Here is a 14,168-nt window from a genome sequence, read left to right as displayed (position 1 = left end):
CGTCTAGTGGCCTTCTCGCAAAATCCGGTAGTGGTACTGTCCCGAACACTCCATGCCAAGGGAAGCGTAAAGCCCGTTGGCGCCTTCGTTACATTTCGTGCAAAGAACCGCCAGTTCATCGGCCCCGTTCTCCACCGCCCAGAAGGCGGCCTGGCGCATCATCCAGGCGCCCATGCCCGCCCGGCGCTGGTGCGGCAGGATTTCCAGCGCATGCACCATTGCAACGCCGTCATGCACAGCCACGAAGCCTGCCCCTGCAGGCTTGTCCTTATGCCGCCCAAGCAGCCCCGTCTTGGGCCCCTTCACCCGCTGCATTACCGCCAGCCGCTCCGGCCCGATGCCGCCCTGCATCCAGATCTCGCGCTGGATCGCCAGCGGCTCCCACACGCAAAAGGCAGTGACACGGGGGACCGGGATATCCGTCAAGCGCTCTGCCGGGCAGGTCCAAAGGTTCACCGGATCCTTCACCTCGTACCCCCGCGCCTCAAGCTGCGTGTCCAGCTCTGCCTCGCCGTCGCGGATCATGAACAGGCAATCCTGGCCCAGAGCCCGCATCGCGTCTTCGGCCGCAGCAATCTGCGCTTCTGAGACCGGACCGTTCGCCGTGGCTGCCGATACCCGGCTGCCGCCGCCCTTCCCCTCGCGCAGGGTTACAGGGCCAAGCTCGCGCACGGACGCAGACGGCCACGTCGCTTCGGTCACGGCATAATAACGAGGGTCTGTGGTCACTGCTCCAGCTCCTTTGCCAGTTCGGTCATCGCGGCATCAACCCGCGCTCCGTCGGTGCCGCGGATCACGACATTGGCACCGAACACACCGTCCTTCTGAAACGGGTAGCAGCCCACAGACAGATCATCATAAGCTTCAGCCAGAGCGCGCAGCGGCGCCGCGATTTCACCCTCGCCGCGCAGCACCCGCAGGGTCTGCGACAGCATCGGCTGGCCGCCGGTCAGAGTCGGCATCACGCTCGCCACCATCGCCTGGAAGATCATCGGCACCCCGGCCATCACATGCACATTGCCGATGGTGAACCCCGGCGCGGCCGAAACCGGATTGTCGATCAGCGCCGCGCCGTCCGGAATGCGCGCCATGCGCAGCCGCGCCGCGTTCATCTCCAGCCCTTGGGTGTCGTAATGCGCCTGCAGGATCGCACGGGCATCCTCCCGCACATCCAGATGCGCCTCAAACGCCTTGGCGATGCAATCTGCAGTGATGTCGTCATGGGTCGGCCCGATGCCGCCGCTGGTGAACACATGGTCATAGGCCCCTGACAGCGCCTGCACGGCTGCAATGATCGCCGCCTCGTCATCGCTCACCACACGCACTTCCTTCAGGTCGATGCCGTGTTTGGTCAGCTCTCCCGCCAGATAATGCATATTGGCATCCCGGGTGCGGCCCGACAGGATTTCATCCCCGATAACCAGCATGGCTGCTGTTGGATTGGCCATGATCTTCCTCCCTTGATACCTCGCTCAGGCAGATATAGGCCTAAGCCCATGCGCTTTGAAACCCCTCTGATCCCCGCCGTGCTGATCCGCCGCTACAAACGCTTCCTGGCCGACTGCCGCCTGGAAGACGGCCGGGAAATCACCGCCCATTGCGCCAATCCCGGCAGCATGATGGGGCTGGCCGAACCTGGCATGAAAATCTGGCTGGAACCCAACGACGACCCCAGGAAGAAGCTGAAATACGGCTGGCGGCTGGTGGAGCATGACGGCGGCCATTTCACCGGCGTCGACACTTCGGTCCCCAATAAGGCGCTGAGGGCTGCTCTGGAAGCTGGAGAGATCGCCGAATTCGCCGCCTATAAAACCGTGCGGGCCGAGGTGAAATACGGCGAGAAAAGCCGCATTGATTTCCTGCTGAGCCAGGACGGCTTGCCGGACTGCTATGTTGAAGTGAAAAGCGTGACACTGTCCCGCCAGCCCGGTCTGGCAGAGTTTCCCGACAGCGTGACCGCACGCGGCACCAAACATCTAAGCGAACTGGCGAACATGGTTTCCCGGGGCCACCGGGCGGTGATGCTCTATCTGGTGCAGCGCACCGATTGCGACCGGTTCAAGCTGGCCGCGGACATCGACCCGGCCTATGCTGCCGCCTTTGCGAGCGCCCACGCTGCGGGTGTGGAGCGGCTGGTGCTGGGCACCCGGATCTCTCCTGCAGGCGTCGAAGCCGGTGCTCCCATCGCCGCCGTCCCTGCTGCCGCACAATAGCGGCTGCAAGGGCGGCGGATCCGCTCAGGCTGCCTTGCTGGCCTCATCCTCCTGATCATCCTGCCCGGTATGCACGATAGTGCGGGTCGGAAAGGGAATATCGACCCCGGCCGCATCCAGCGCCTCTTTCACCTTGCGCTTCATGTCGGCCTGGTACTGGAAGTAATCCGCCGCATCGACCCACACACGCACCAGGAAATCCACGGAACTGCTGTTCAGCGCATTCACCTGGATGAACGGCTCCGGATCGCTGTGCGAGCGGCTGTCGCCCATGATCGTCTCGCGGATCACCCGCTCCGCCACCGACAAGTCGGCGCCATAGCCAACGCCGAATGTCCACTCGGCCCGGCGGGTATCGAACGAAGAGTAGTTGGTGATGGTGTTGCCCCAGACCTCGGAGTTGGGAATGATCACCTTCAGATTGCTGAGGCTGGCAATGACCGTGTTGTTCAGATTGATGTCCTTGACCGTGCCCATTTCGCCGTCGACTTCGATGAAATCGCCCAGCTTGAACGGGCGGAACAAGATGAGCATCACACCCGCCGCCACATTCGACAGCGCCCCCTGCATCGCCAGGCCGATTGCCAGGCCAGCGGCACCAATGGCCGCCACGATGGAGGTGGTCTTGACGCCGAAGGTGTTCAAGACAAACAGCACAGCAAAGGCAAGGACGACATATCGGGCCAGGTTGCCGAGGAAGTGGAACAGGGTCGGGTCTAGTTTGGCATTGGCCTCCCCCAGCGCCACAATCCGCCGCTTGACCCAGCCCGCAACGATGAACCCGGCCAGCAATATAAGCACCGCAGCAACCACGCTTCCCAGCGCCTGCGCCAGGAATTCCAGTGTAACCAGATCCGCGAGCGACTTTCCGTCGTAGATTTCGGTTTGCATCAGGCTGCTGAAGCTATCCATTCCGCTGTTTTCCCTTTGTTGCCAGTCCGTTTGTTCAGCCGGACAAACGCGCAACGGCGGGAAAAGTTCCCTCAAGCCCGCTCTGGCCCTTTCGGCCGGAACCCCTTACATAGCTACGCAACGAACGTGATGGAGCTCTGCGCGATGAGATCGAAAGACGGCCGCACCACCAAGGACGGCATCCGCATTCATGAAGTCGGCGACTATGCCGGCATGCACAAGGCGGGTGCGCTTGCCGCGCGCATTCTGGACGACATCGCAGCGCATGTGTTTCCGGGCCAAACCACCGGCGAAATCGACCGCATCATCACTCGGATGGTCGAGGATGCGGGCGCGGAATCCGCCACCATCGGCTATAAGGGCTATCAGCACGCCAGCTGCATTTCGGTGAATCACGTAGTCTGCCACGGCATCCCCGGCGACAAGAAGCTGAAGGACGGCGACATCCTGAACATCGACGTGACGGTGATTGTCGACGGCTGGTTCGGTGACACATCGCGCATGTTTGTGGCAGGCAAGCTCAGCCGCAAGGCAGAGCGTCTGATCCAGGTCACCCACGATTCGCTGATGAAGGGGATCGAGGCAGTGAAACCCGGCAGCACCTTCGGCGATATCGGCCATGCCATCCAGACCTATGCCGAGGCACAGCGGATGAGCGTGGTGCGCGATTTCTGCGGCCACGGGCTGGGCCAGGTGTTCCACGCACCGCCCAACGTGCTGCACTACGGCCGTCCCGGCACCGGCCCGGTTCTGGAAGAGGGCATGTTCTTCACGATCGAGCCGATGATCAATCTGGGCCGCCCGGAAACCAAGATCCTGGCCGACGAATGGACAGCCGTCACCCGCGACAAGTCGCTGTCGGCGCAGTTCGAGCACTCGATCGGGGTAACCGCAGACGGGGCTGATATTTTCACCCTGTCGCCGGCCGGGAAATTCCACCCGACCTACGGCTGACCGGCAAGGGCCGCGGCGCCCCCCTGCATGCCCGGAGTTTTCCGGACCTGAAGCAAGCGGCTGCGGACGCGGTCCTAGTCCTCGTGTTTCCCGGCCTCCTGCAGCCGCCACAGGGCCAGCAGCAACGTGCCATCCGGCCAGGGTGTAACCGCATCCTGAATGAACAGCGGCGCCCGTGCCGGTTTCGGTTCGGGTCTGGTTCCGGCCTCCGCCAAGGGGGCCGGGAACGGTCTGGGCAATGCCTGTTCCATGCCGGGAACAGTAGCACAAATGCATCAGATCGACAAAAGCGCGGGCACTTCTGCCATATCGCGGAACACTTCCGCCCCCAGCGCCGCAAGCTTTTGACCTCCCCCGTGCGGCGCAAAGCCGAGGCAGCGCATGCCCGCGCGCACCGCGGCGGTGACACCGCTGCCGCTGTCCTCGATCACCAGGCAGTCGCGCGCCTGCACTCCGAAATGGCTGGCAGCCGCGAGAAACAGCCCGGGCTCCGGCTTGGCGACGCCAAGGGAATGGGCCGAAAACATCGCGTGAGGATGAAACCGCCGCCACAGGCCGTTCTGCCCGAGAGTGATACGCATCTTCTCCTCACTGCCGTTGGAGGCGACGCAGACCGGGATGCCCTGCGCATCAAGCCGCGCCAGAAGCTCCGGGATGCCCGGTGTCAGCGGCACCCCTTGCTTCAGCCGTGCATAGGTCTCGGCGTAGACTTCTCCGATCCAGTCCTCCGGCAGGTCGGCCCCAAGGCTGCGGGCCTTTTCCATGACCCCCGCCATGGTGCCGCCGACGAAATACGCCATCGACTGTTCCATCGTCAGGACCAGCCCGTGCCGGGCCAGGTTTTCGACCACCACCTGATTGGAGGCTGGCTCGCTGTCGACCAGCACGCCGTCGCAATCGAAAATCACCAGTTTCGGGGTAGGAAATGTCTTGGGCATGAAGAAGCGCCTTCGCTAAAAATTGCTTTGAGCCACCGGCATAATCGGCATTCAGCCCCCCGGCAAACCCGGCACCGCGGGTTTCCGCCTGCGCAATCACGTGCAGACGCTTTCCTGAAACAGCCCGAAACAAAAATGCAGGGGATCCCCCCTGCATTCTAAAACATTTGCAAATGCCGCTGAACTCAGAACTTGCAGCGTTTTTTCTTGGCCAGGCCCACCAGCACTTCATGGCGCTTGTTGGCAGCTTCCAAGGCTTCATTTGCATTGGCATAGTTGCCGATCACGGCCGGCCAGAACAGGATCACAGCGGCGACATTGGCACCGGATGCGGTCTTGCCCTTCCTGGCCTCGGCGCGGATTTCATCCAACTGGCCCATCTGGGTCTTGATTTCCTCGCAAGTCAGCGAAGAGTCGTCAACGTTGTTGGTGGTCACGACTTCCGGCGAAACACAACCGGACAGAAACAGCGAGCCTGCTGCCAGCAGGCCAAGAAACTTTGCAGTTTTCATATTGGGTCCTTTGAAACCGCCGAAATGGGCGGATTTTTGCCTAAAAACACCGGCTCGCTACACGCAGCTAGTTGAGTTTGCAAATAGAAATTCAAATATTCGGCGAGCAGCGCAATTTTCAGGAGTGACCGTTTTCCTGGCGCCACATCAGGGTGATGTGGGTATCGCCGTACTTCCGGCTGTCTTGCAGCTCAAACCCGTCCGGCGCGTCCATCGGCGCGCTTTCTTCCCAAACCACCAAAGCATCGTCCGCAACCCAGCCGCCGGACACCGCAGCCGCCAGTGCCTTCTCCCCCAGCCCCTTGCCGTATGGCGGGTCGAGGAAGATCAGATCAAACGGCGCATCTGGGTTCTCCCCCAGCTTCAGCGCATCACGGCGCGCGAGTGTGCAGCGGTCTTCCGCCCGGCAGATGGCGATGTTCTTGCGGATCAGCCCGCCCGACACCCGCCCGTCATCGACGAACAGCACTTCTGCCGCGCCGCGCGACAGTGCTTCCAGACCCAGCGCGCCGGTGCCTGCAAACAGGTCCAGCACCCGGGCGCCGGGGATGGCGCCGGTGTGCATCAGAACATTGAACAGGCTTTCGCGCACCCGGTCGGTGGTGGGGCGCAGATGGGCGCCCGCATCGCCCTTGCCCACCGCGGCCAAGGCCCGGCCGCGGTAGTCTCCTGCAATGATCCTCACGCTTTCAGCAGCGGCTTCAGATCGGCTGTCGGGTCCGCGGCGACGGCCTTGTCGGCGGTCTTGCCTGCGTCGATCAGCCTTTTGGCGACCATATAGGCACGCGGGTCGTTCATCGCGTCCACCGCAACCAGCTGGTCGCCCTTGTAATACCAGAAAGAGACCTGGCTGCCTTCGCCCTGGCGGGTGACCACGTTGTCGTACCCGGTGTTCAAGCCCGCGATCTGCAGCTTGACGTCATACTGGTCCGACCAGAACCACGGAGTGGCAATGTAGTCCTTGTCCGCGCCCAGCATGTTCTGCGCCACGACCTCGGCCTGGTCGATGGCATTTGGCACGCTTTCCAGCCGGATCCGGTTGCCTTGAAACGGAAAGGAGGCGCAATCGCCCGCCGCCCAGATAGACGGGTCCGAGGTCCGGCCCTTGGCGTCCGCCTTGATGCCGTTTTCCAGTTCCAGACCGGCCATCTCCGCCAGCTGCGACGAGGGCGTGATGCCGACACCGACCACAACAAAATCCACCTCCAGCGCGTCACCGCCGCTCAGAATGGCGCGGGTGACCTTGCCGCCCTCGCCTTCCAGCCGCTCCAGCCCGACGCCTTCGCGGACATCAACGCCATGGCTGCTGTGCAGGCTGCGGAAGAAGTCAGAGGTCTGCGGTGCAGCCACGCGCTGCAGGATGCGGTCGGCCATTTCGACCAGCGTCACCTGAACACCGCGCTTGGCGCAGACTGCTGCTGCTTCCAGCCCGATGTAGCCGCCGCCGACGATCAGCGCGCGCTTGCCCCCGGTCACATTGGGCGCCATCGCATCCACGTCGGTCAGCCCGCGCACCACGTAAACACCGTCCAGATCGCCGCCAATCGCAGCCGGCAGCCGGCGCGGGTCGGACCCGGTGGTCAGCGCCAGCTGGTCGTAGGAAATCACCTCTTCGCCCAGCGTCACCGTTTTTGCCGCAGGATCAATCGCGGTGACCCGCCGGCCCAGCTTCAGGGTGATATTGTTCTCGGCATAAAAGCTTTCGGGACGCAGGAACAGCCGCTCCAGCTCCATCTCGCCCAGCAAATAGGCCTTGGACAGCGGCGGCCGCTGATAGGGCAGCGCTGCTTCCGCGCCGATCAAGGTGATCTCCCCCTCGAACCCGTCCTTGCGCAGCTTTGCCACCAGCGAGGACCCCGCCTGCCCCGCTCCAATCACGACGATGTGGGACATATTCCCTTGCCTCCCGCAATAGTTCCCGTCACGCTTTCACCGGACCCTATATACGCGGGGCCCCAAAACGCAATCAGGAGAAAGAGGAACGTGCAATGATTTCTGTAGGAGACCAGCTGCCGGACGCTGTACTGACGCGGATAGGAGATAACGGCCCGGAGCAGGTTCAGCTGTCGGACAAGCTGAAGGGGCGCAAAGTCGTGATCTTCGCCGTTCCCGGCGCCTTTACCAGCACCTGCCATTCCGCCCATGTGCCCAGCTTTATCCGCACCAAGGACCAGTTTGCCGCCAAAGGTGTCGATGAAATCATTTGCCTGGCCGGGAATGATCCCTTCGTGATGTCGATCTGGGGCGACAACACCGGTGCCACCGAAGCCGGGATCACCATGCTGTCGGATGCGGAGTGCACCTTTACCGAAGCGATCGAGATGCGGCTGGACGTGCCCTCCGCCGGCCTGATCGGCCGTTCGCTGCGCTATGCAATGCTGGTCGAGGACGGCGAGGTGAAGATCCTCAACAAGGAAGAAAACCCCGGCCAGTGCGAGCTTTCGGCCGGCGAAGGCCTGCTGGAAGCCATGGGCTAAGCCTGAAACACGGTGGCCGCCAGTGCTGGCGGCCGCTCCAACAAGCCCTTAATAATTCGTGAAGAATAAGGTCAGCGCTGCTGCCGGAATGTTTCGCGCGCGAAACAATTGGGCAGGAAAGCTGACCTGTTTTCAGGCCGCATGGATCACTCCTGCGGCTCGCCGAACAGCCCGTCCATCTTGCGCGCCAGCTTGGCGTCCTGGGCGCTGATCCCGTCCACGTCATGGGTGGTCAGCACCACCGTCACCCGGTTGTAAACATTGCTCCACTCCGGGTGGTGGTTCCATTTCTCGGCCCAGATCGCGGCGCGGGTCATCCAGCCGAAGGCATCGGCGAAATTTTTGAACTTGAAAGTCTTGGTGATGGCATCGCGGCCTTCCACCATTTCCCAGCCGGTGGCGAACAGCGGCTCAAGCAGCGGGCCGCGGGTGGCGTCGGAGAGTTTTTCCGTCATTCTTGCTCCTCCACATGGGCTTTGCGGAACGGGCCGTAATCGGTCAGGATTTCAATCTCTTCCTCGGTAGCCGCCCGTTCAGCTTCGAGGTAGCGCCCGACGGCCCCGGCAAACCCGGGATCGCCGATCCAGTGCAAGCTGTGGGTCTGGCACGGCATGTAGCCGCGCGCAAGCTTGTGCTCACCCTGTGCGCCGGCTTCCGCCCGGTCAAGGCCCAGGGCAATCGCCAGCTCTATGGCCTGATAATAGCACAGCTCGAAGTGCAGGCAGGGGTGCTGTTCAACGCAGCCCCAATACCGGCCGTAAAGCGTTTTCCGGCCAATAAAATTCAGCGCACCCGCCACGTAGCGCCCGTTGCGCCCGGCCAGAATCAGCGCAATGTCGTCGGCCATCGTCCTGTGCGCGATGTCGAAGAACTGCCGGGTCAGATAGGGCGAGCCCCATTTGCGCGCGCCGGTGTCCTGGTAGAAGTCCCAGAAAGCATCCCAATGCTCGGGACGCAGATCTTCGCCCTGATAGACGCGGATCTCCCCGCCAAAGCACTGCGCCTGCATCCGCTCCTTGCGGATGTTCTTGCGCTTGCGCGAGGACAGCGCCCGCATGAAGGCCTCGAAATCCGCATAGCCATCGTTCTGCCAGTGGAACTGCTGCGTGGTGCGCAGCATCAGCCCCATCTCCTCGCCCAGCCGCGCCTCGTCCTGGGTGCAGAACGTCACATGCAGCGACGACAGGTTGTTGTCCGCGGCCAGTTGCACGGCGCCCTGCAAAAGCGCCGAATGGCCGATGCCATCGAAGCCGGGCCGCACCAGGAACCGCCGCCCGGTGGCTGGGGTGAAGGGCACCGCGATCTGCAGCTTGGGGTAATAATGGCCGCCGGCCTGCTCATAAGCGTGGGCCCAGTTGTGGTCGAAGATGTATTCCCCCTGGCTGTGCCCCTTTGCGTAAAGCGGCGCGCAGGCGATCAGGCGGCCCTCCTGATAGGCGGTCAGATACTGCGGCTGCCAGCCGGTGCCCGGCCCGACCGAACCGCTTTCTTCCAGCGCGTTCAGAAACCGGTGAGTGGTGAAGGGATCCAGCGGGCGGCCGCCATCCGCTGCCTCGGGGCATGCGCAGGCATCCCAGTCCTCTGCCGTGATCTGCGACAGCGACGAAAGCACTCGAATGTCGATTTGCGCCTGAGCCATGCAATTCCTCCGCACCGCTTCAAAGATGTGGGGTGCGGTCCAGCGCGATCAAGATGTTAGCGGCGAAAGGTAGCGTTCAAACGTGACATTGTCTGCAAAGGCCCGTGCCGCGGTTTCCTCCGCAGCGGACCTGATGGTCCAGCACAGCACCGGCACCCCGCTGTTGCGCAGCGCCTGCACCCGCGGCCGGACAAGATCCGCGGCCTCGTGGCTGATGAAGCTGGAGCCGCTTCGTTGGAAGTCAGGGATGCCGCGCAGATCGTCGCAAACCGCCTCGGGAAGTTCCTGCCAGTCCGCCGGGTCATAAGCACTGGTGGTGATGCCGCGCGCGGTGTCCGGTGCCAGCCTGGCCAGCTCCGCCACGGAGTTCGGATTGAAGGACATCAGGGCCACAGGGCCGGCGTAGCCTTGCAGCGCGTCCACGGCAGCCCGTTCCAGAACTCCGTCCGTAACACCCATTTCCCCGTGCTGGTCCTTCAGCTCGATCAGCAACGGCACCTGGCCGGCAACCAGCTCCAGCACGTCTGCCAGGTCCGGGATTCCTTCGCCGTCACCGCCCCTGAGCGGAATGGCGCGAAGTTCCTCACGGGTTCTTTCCCTGACCGGACCGGAGCCTTCGGCGAGCCGGTCCAGATCATAGTCATGAAAGACCATGGCGCAGCCGTCCTCGGACAGCTGCAGGTCTATTTCGATCCCGTAGCCTGCCGCCATTGCTGCGCGGATGGCAGCGCGGCTGTTCTCCGGGCGCCGGTCCGCAACATCGTGCAGCGCGCGGTGGGCCAGCGGAACAGTCAGGAATGCGGCAGGCAGGGTCGGCGTCATCTGATCTGGAACACGCCGTCGATTTCAACCGCTACGCCCAGCGGCAGCGAGGGCGAGCTGACGGCAGAACGCGCGTGGCGGCCAATGTCGCCCAGCGCTTCGACCAGGAAGTCGGAGGCCCCGTTCACCACCTGCGGCTGCTGCGTGAAGTCAGCGTTCGAGTTGACAAAAGCGCCCAGCTTCACGACGCGGACCAGCCGCTCCAGGTCGCCGCCGCAGGCTGCCTTGAGCTGTGCCAGCAGTGCGATCGCGCAGCGTTTTGCTGCGGCCTGGCCGGCTTCGACGTCCATATCTGCACCCAGGGTGCCGGTGATCAGTCCATTCTCATCCGCCGAAATCTGGCCGGAGATATAGACCATGTCGCCTGCGACGACATAAGGCACGTAGTTGGCCGCCGGTGCCGGCGCGTCAGGCAGGGTCACGCCCAGCTCTTTCAGTTTAGCTTCAATGCTCATGGCGCATTCCTTCCGAGTCTTATCTGGCCGGGACGCTACCCGCAGCAGCAGGTTTCGGAAAGGGAAAATGCGAAGTCCCGGCGCGGCAATCCGCCCTTCCTAGGCGGCGGCCAAGCCGGAAGCATCTGCGAATGGCAGCCCCGTCAGCTTTCCCGGAAAGCCTTGTTGAAATAGTCGGTGAGCGGTTTGACGAGATAGGCCAGCGGCGAGCGGTCGGCGGTGCGGATATAGCTCTCCACCGGCATGCCCGGAATCAGAACCGTGCCCGCCGGCAAGCGCCCCTGCTCGCCCGGGTTCAGCTCAATCTCAGCCCTGTAATAGGAAATGCCGCTTCCCTGATCCTCGAACGCGTCTGCCGAGACCTGGGTCACATGGCCGAACAGCTCCGGCGTCGAGCGCTGGTCCAGAGCCGAGAACCGCAGCGTCACCTCCTGGCCGGTGAACAACTGGTCGATGTCTGTGGGGGCCACCTGCGCCGCGATCACCAGCGGCCGGTCCTGCGGCACCAGGTAGAGTACCGGATCGGCCGGCCGGATCACCGAGCGCGGGGTCTGCACCTGCAGCCCGTAAACCACACCCGAGACCGGTGCCGTGATATCGAGCCGCGCCAGCCTCTGCCGCAGCGAGCGGCGGGTCTCGGCCAGTTCCAGTTCCTGGTAGCGCAGGTCGCGCAGCCGGGTTATCGCCTCCTCGCGCTGACCCGTGCCCAGCTTCAATATCTCGATGTCGATCTCGGTGATCCGCCCCTCCGCCTGCGCCTCGGCAGCCACCAGTTCGCCGAGCTGCCCGTCCAGGCTGGCCTGGGTTCGGCGCAGGTTCAGCACCGTGGCAGCCTGTGCCAGGCCGCGGTCCAGAAGCGATTGCTGGTTGCCCAGCTCCTCGCCGATCAGGTCCAGCTGCACCTTCAGCGACGTCTGCTGCGCCTGGATGCCGCGGATCTGCTCCTCGATCTGAACCCGGCGTTTTTCCAGCTGATCTATTTCCCGGGCCGTGGTTTCCCTGCGCGCATGGAACAGGCGCCGCTGTCCTTCCACCAGGTCCTTGACCTCGGGCTGGGTTTCGGCCGCTTTCAGCAGTTCCGGATCAAAGGTGATCTCCGCGGCCTCGTCGCGCTCCGCCTCCAGCCGGCCGCGGCGTGCCATAAGCTCAAACAGCTGGCCTTCGACGATCACCAGCTGCGAGGTCAGCTCAGTGGCGTCCAGCCGGATCAGCGTATCGCCCTCCTGAACCATGTCGCCTTCGTCCACCAGGATTTCCGCAACGATTCCGCCGTCCAGGTGCTGCACCACCTGCCGGTTGCGGTCTACTTCGATCCGCCCCGTTGCCACCACCGCGCCGGAGATCGATGACAACACCGACCAGGAACCGAAGCCGCCCACCAGAACCGCCAGGGTTATCAGGCCGATGATCAGCGGACGCCGTGCGGGCCAGTTGTTCTCCACGCTCATCGCACACCTCCCGCGCCCGTGGCCTGGCGGATGTTCTGATGGTTGGCAACCATCTCCTGCAGCACCTTGTCCTTGGGCCCGAAGGCAGTCTGGGTCCCCTTGTCGATGACCAAAAGCATGTCGCACTCCTGAATCGCAGCCGGGCGGTGCGCCATGATCAGCACCGAGCGGCCCTCCGCCTTGATCTGCTTGATCGCCTGGTTGAGTGCAATCGAGCCTTCATTGTCGAGGTTTGAGTTCGGCTCATCCAGGATCACGATCACCGGATCGTCGAACAGGGCCCGTGCCAGCCCGACCCGCTGCATCTGCCCGCCGGACAGCCGCCCGCCAGTGGCGTTGACGCGGGTGTCATATCCTTCCGGAAGCTTCAGGATCATCTCATGCGCGGCGGCCTTGCGGGCGGCCTCCACAACTTTCTCGGCGTCGGGCTGCTGATCGAGGCGCGCGATGTTCTGGGCGATGGTGCCGTCAAAAACCTGCACCCGCTGCGGCAGGTAGCCGATATGGCCGCCCAGCACATCCGGCGCGTACTGGTCCAGCGAGGCACCGTCCAGCCGGACGGTGCCGGCTGCGGGCCGCCACACGCCGGTCAAGGCACGGGCCAGCGTCGACTTTCCCGACCCCGACGGCCCGATCACCCCGATCGCCTGCCCCGGCTGCACACGGAAATTCACATTGCGCAAGAGCGGCGTGTTGCTGCCCGGCGGCACCACCGCCAAACCTTGCACTTCCAGCAGCGCCTTCGGCTTGGGCAGCGCCGTGCGCGCCTCTTCTTCGGGCACCTTGTCCAGCAGCTCGGCCAGATTATGCCAGCCTTTCATCGCCCGCTGCACCACCGCCCATTGGCCCAGCCCCAGCTCAATCGGCGCCAGCGCGCGGCCCATCAGGATCGAACCGGCGATCATCGCGCCGGGTGTCACTTCGTTCTGCAGCACCAGATAGGCACCCAGACCCAGCATCGCTGACTGCAGGAAGAGCCGCAGCGTCTTGGTCAGCGTGGTGAAGCCGCCGCCGGTGTCATTGGCTGCGACACTGTCGGTCAACGCTGCATCGCGGGCCTGTTTCCAGCGCTCGAACGAAGCGCCGCGCATGCCCATCGACTGGATCATCTCCGCTTCGTTGCGGATTTCCTCCGACATCAGGTTGGCCTTGTGGCCGGTCATGCCCGCCTTCTGCTGCGGCAGCCGCGTGAACATCTGGTTCAACAGGGCAATTATCACCAGCACCGCACCGCCTCCCAGCGCCAGCAGGCCCAGCCAGGGGTGAAACAACGCGATTCCCGCCAGGAACACCGGCGTCCAGGGCAGGTCGAAAGCGGCGGTCAGCACCGGAGAAGCGATCAGACGCTGCACCGATTCCAGATCGCTGAGCCCGGTTTGCGCCACCGGATCCTGCGCCACCGCCGAACGGCGGATCATCGCATCGAACACCCGCTTGTCCAGCGTCGCCTGGAGCCGCGCCCCCACCCTGGCCATGATCCGGCCGCGGGCGTAATCCAGCAGCCCCATCATGCCATAGAGAAACACCACCAGCAGCGACAGCGCCAGCAGTGTCGCCTCCGAGCGGCTGCCAAGCACCCGGTCATAGACCTGCATCATGTAAAGCGGGCCGGTCAGCATCAGCAAATTCACGAAGAAACTGAATACACCGGTGAACCAGTACAGGCCGCGGCTCTGCCGCCGCACCCGCCGCAGTTCCTCGTACCCGTTTTTGTAAAGGCTTTTATTCATGGTCAGACTGCAATAGTGGTTCGATGGCTTCAGGTCAGGGCTGGAATTGTACCAGTTGTGGCACAAGC

Annotated in this window: 17 protein-coding genes; 3 read left to right on the top strand and 14 right to left on the bottom strand. The window is 63.5% G+C overall.

Annotated features, from left to right (window positions below; translation table 11 throughout):
- Window positions 1-3: 3 nt before the first annotated feature.
- Window positions 4-729: a GNAT family N-acetyltransferase gene (locus tag KUV26_RS09490; RefSeq protein ID WP_222508163.1), complete on the bottom strand. Its 726-nt coding sequence runs from the start codon at window positions 727-729 to the stop codon at window positions 4-6.
- The gene (locus tag KUV26_RS09485; protein WP_222503290.1) at window positions 726-1,448 is read right to left on the bottom strand and encodes a competence/damage-inducible protein A; all 723 of its coding nucleotides are present in this window, start codon (window positions 1,446-1,448) and stop codon (window positions 726-728) included. The genes KUV26_RS09490 and KUV26_RS09485 overlap by 4 nt, the downstream gene beginning before the upstream one ends.
- A 48-nt stretch (window positions 1,449-1,496) precedes the next feature.
- On the opposite strand from KUV26_RS09485, the gene sfsA reads away from it, so the two are divergent.
- Window positions 1,497-2,213, top strand: coding sequence for a DNA/RNA nuclease SfsA (gene sfsA, locus KUV26_RS09480; RefSeq protein ID WP_222508162.1), 717 nt, complete (start codon window positions 1,497-1,499; stop codon window positions 2,211-2,213).
- A gap of 24 nt (window positions 2,214-2,237) precedes the next feature.
- Here sfsA and KUV26_RS09475 read toward each other — a convergent pair whose 3' ends face one another.
- The gene (locus KUV26_RS09475) at window positions 2,238-3,125 is read right to left on the bottom strand and encodes a mechanosensitive ion channel family protein (protein ID WP_222503288.1); all 888 of its coding nucleotides are present in this window, start codon (window positions 3,123-3,125) and stop codon (window positions 2,238-2,240) included.
- Between the two features lie 144 nt (window positions 3,126-3,269).
- Between KUV26_RS09475 and map the strand changes: the two genes are divergently transcribed.
- Window positions 3,270-4,079 carry a type I methionyl aminopeptidase gene (gene map / locus KUV26_RS09470; RefSeq protein WP_222508161.1) on the top strand — a complete coding sequence of 270 codons (810 nt, stop codon included), beginning with the start codon at window positions 3,270-3,272 and terminating at the stop codon, window positions 4,077-4,079.
- 74 nt (window positions 4,080-4,153) lie between these two features.
- Here the strand turns inward: map and KUV26_RS09465 are convergent, their stop codons facing one another.
- The 5 genes from KUV26_RS09465 to KUV26_RS09445 all read right to left on the bottom strand — a co-directional run bounded on the left by KUV26_RS09465 (window position 4,154) and on the right by KUV26_RS09445 (window position 7,422).
- Window positions 4,154-4,330: a hypothetical protein gene (locus KUV26_RS09465; protein ID WP_222503286.1), complete on the bottom strand. Its 177-nt coding sequence runs from the start codon at window positions 4,328-4,330 to the stop codon at window positions 4,154-4,156.
- A gap of 24 nt (window positions 4,331-4,354) precedes the next feature.
- Window positions 4,355-5,017 carry an HAD family hydrolase gene (locus KUV26_RS09460; protein WP_222508160.1) on the bottom strand — a complete coding sequence of 221 codons (663 nt, stop codon included), beginning with the start codon at window positions 5,015-5,017 and terminating at the stop codon, window positions 4,355-4,357.
- A 185-nt stretch (window positions 5,018-5,202) separates the two neighbouring features.
- The gene (locus KUV26_RS09455; RefSeq protein WP_222503284.1) at window positions 5,203-5,529 is read right to left on the bottom strand and encodes a YgdI/YgdR family lipoprotein; all 327 of its coding nucleotides are present in this window, start codon (window positions 5,527-5,529) and stop codon (window positions 5,203-5,205) included.
- Between the two features lie 118 nt (window positions 5,530-5,647).
- On the bottom strand, window positions 5,648-6,214 hold the full coding sequence (gene rsmD, locus KUV26_RS09450; RefSeq protein ID WP_222508159.1) for a 16S rRNA (guanine(966)-N(2))-methyltransferase RsmD: 567 nt from the start codon (window positions 6,212-6,214) through the stop codon (window positions 5,648-5,650).
- A complete protein-coding gene (locus KUV26_RS09445; protein ID WP_222508158.1) occupies window positions 6,211-7,422 on the bottom strand; it encodes an NAD(P)/FAD-dependent oxidoreductase in 1,212 nt (403 codons plus the stop codon). The genes rsmD and KUV26_RS09445 overlap by 4 nt, the downstream gene beginning before the upstream one ends.
- Before the next feature lie 95 nt (window positions 7,423-7,517).
- Here KUV26_RS09445 and KUV26_RS09440 point away from each other — a divergent pair, with 95 nt between their 5' ends.
- Window positions 7,518-8,006, top strand: a complete 489-nt coding sequence (locus KUV26_RS09440) for a peroxiredoxin (protein WP_222503281.1) — start codon at window positions 7,518-7,520, stop codon at window positions 8,004-8,006.
- Window positions 8,007-8,152: 146 nt separating this feature from the next.
- On the opposite strand, the gene KUV26_RS09435 is transcribed toward KUV26_RS09440, so the two are convergent.
- The 6 genes from KUV26_RS09435 to KUV26_RS09410 form a co-directional block, all read right to left on the bottom strand.
- On the bottom strand, window positions 8,153-8,461 hold the full coding sequence (locus tag KUV26_RS09435) for a 4a-hydroxytetrahydrobiopterin dehydratase (protein ID WP_222503280.1): 309 nt from the start codon (window positions 8,459-8,461) through the stop codon (window positions 8,153-8,155).
- Entirely contained in the window at window positions 8,458-9,645 is a 1,188-nt protein-coding gene (locus tag KUV26_RS09430) for a GNAT family N-acetyltransferase (RefSeq protein ID WP_222508157.1), read from the bottom strand. The genes KUV26_RS09435 and KUV26_RS09430 overlap by 4 nt, the downstream gene beginning before the upstream one ends.
- A gap of 48 nt (window positions 9,646-9,693) precedes the next feature.
- Entirely contained in the window at window positions 9,694-10,467 is a 774-nt protein-coding gene (locus tag KUV26_RS09425; RefSeq protein ID WP_222508156.1) for a glycerophosphodiester phosphodiesterase family protein, read from the bottom strand.
- Entirely contained in the window at window positions 10,464-10,922 is a 459-nt protein-coding gene (locus KUV26_RS09420) for a RidA family protein (protein WP_222508155.1), read from the bottom strand. Before KUV26_RS09420 ends, KUV26_RS09425 begins: the two co-directional genes overlap by 4 nt.
- A gap of 143 nt (window positions 10,923-11,065) precedes the next feature.
- Complete coding sequence (locus tag KUV26_RS09415) at window positions 11,066-12,370, bottom strand: HlyD family type I secretion periplasmic adaptor subunit (RefSeq protein WP_222508154.1); 1,305 nt, start codon at window positions 12,368-12,370, stop codon at window positions 11,066-11,068.
- Window positions 12,367-14,100, bottom strand: a complete 1,734-nt coding sequence (locus KUV26_RS09410) for a type I secretion system permease/ATPase (protein WP_222503275.1) — start codon at window positions 14,098-14,100, stop codon at window positions 12,367-12,369. The genes KUV26_RS09415 and KUV26_RS09410 overlap by 4 nt, the downstream gene beginning before the upstream one ends.
- Window positions 14,101-14,168 lie beyond the last annotated feature (68 nt).

It is taken from the genome of Leisingera daeponensis (assembly GCF_019801465.1).
GTDB lineage: Bacteria > Pseudomonadota > Alphaproteobacteria > Rhodobacterales > Rhodobacteraceae > Leisingera > Leisingera daeponensis_A.
Note: the sequence above shows the minus strand (reverse complement) of the source record. Positions and strands in the feature narration are given on the sequence as shown.

Bases quoted from the DNA above. Each gene is read 5' to 3' on its own strand.
- KUV26_RS09425 (WP_222508156.1), bottom strand. From the start codon at position 10,467: ATGACGCCGACCCTGCCTGCCGCATTCCTGACTGTTCCGCTGGCCCAC.
- KUV26_RS09410 (WP_222503275.1), bottom strand. From the start codon at position 14,100: ATGAATAAAAGCCTTTACAAAAACGGGTACGAGGAACTGCGGCGGGTG.
- KUV26_RS09435 (WP_222503280.1), bottom strand. From the start codon at position 8,461: ATGACGGAAAAACTCTCCGACGCCACCCGCGGCCCGCTGCTTGAGCCG.
- KUV26_RS09420 (WP_222508155.1), bottom strand. From the start codon at position 10,922: ATGAGCATTGAAGCTAAACTGAAAGAGCTGGGCGTGACCCTGCCTGAC.
- KUV26_RS09440 (WP_222503281.1), top strand. From the start codon at position 7,518: ATGATTTCTGTAGGAGACCAGCTGCCGGACGCTGTACTGACGCGGATA.
- KUV26_RS09455 (WP_222503284.1), bottom strand. From the start codon at position 5,529: ATGAAAACTGCAAAGTTTCTTGGCCTGCTGGCAGCAGGCTCGCTGTTT.
- sfsA (WP_222508162.1), top strand. From the start codon at position 1,497: ATGCGCTTTGAAACCCCTCTGATCCCCGCCGTGCTGATCCGCCGCTAC.
- KUV26_RS09475 (WP_222503288.1), bottom strand. From the start codon at position 3,125: ATGGATAGCTTCAGCAGCCTGATGCAAACCGAAATCTACGACGGAAAG.
- map (WP_222508161.1), top strand. From the start codon at position 3,270: ATGAGATCGAAAGACGGCCGCACCACCAAGGACGGCATCCGCATTCAT.
- KUV26_RS09485 (WP_222503290.1), bottom strand. From the start codon at position 1,448: ATGGCCAATCCAACAGCAGCCATGCTGGTTATCGGGGATGAAATCCTG.
- KUV26_RS09465 (WP_222503286.1), bottom strand. From the start codon at position 4,330: ATGGAACAGGCATTGCCCAGACCGTTCCCGGCCCCCTTGGCGGAGGCC.
- KUV26_RS09430 (WP_222508157.1), bottom strand. From the start codon at position 9,645: ATGGCTCAGGCGCAAATCGACATTCGAGTGCTTTCGTCGCTGTCGCAG.
- KUV26_RS09445 (WP_222508158.1), bottom strand. From the start codon at position 7,422: ATGTCCCACATCGTCGTGATTGGAGCGGGGCAGGCGGGGTCCTCGCTG.
- KUV26_RS09460 (WP_222508160.1), bottom strand. From the start codon at position 5,017: ATGCCCAAGACATTTCCTACCCCGAAACTGGTGATTTTCGATTGCGAC.
- KUV26_RS09415 (WP_222508154.1), bottom strand. From the start codon at position 12,370: ATGAGCGTGGAGAACAACTGGCCCGCACGGCGTCCGCTGATCATCGGC.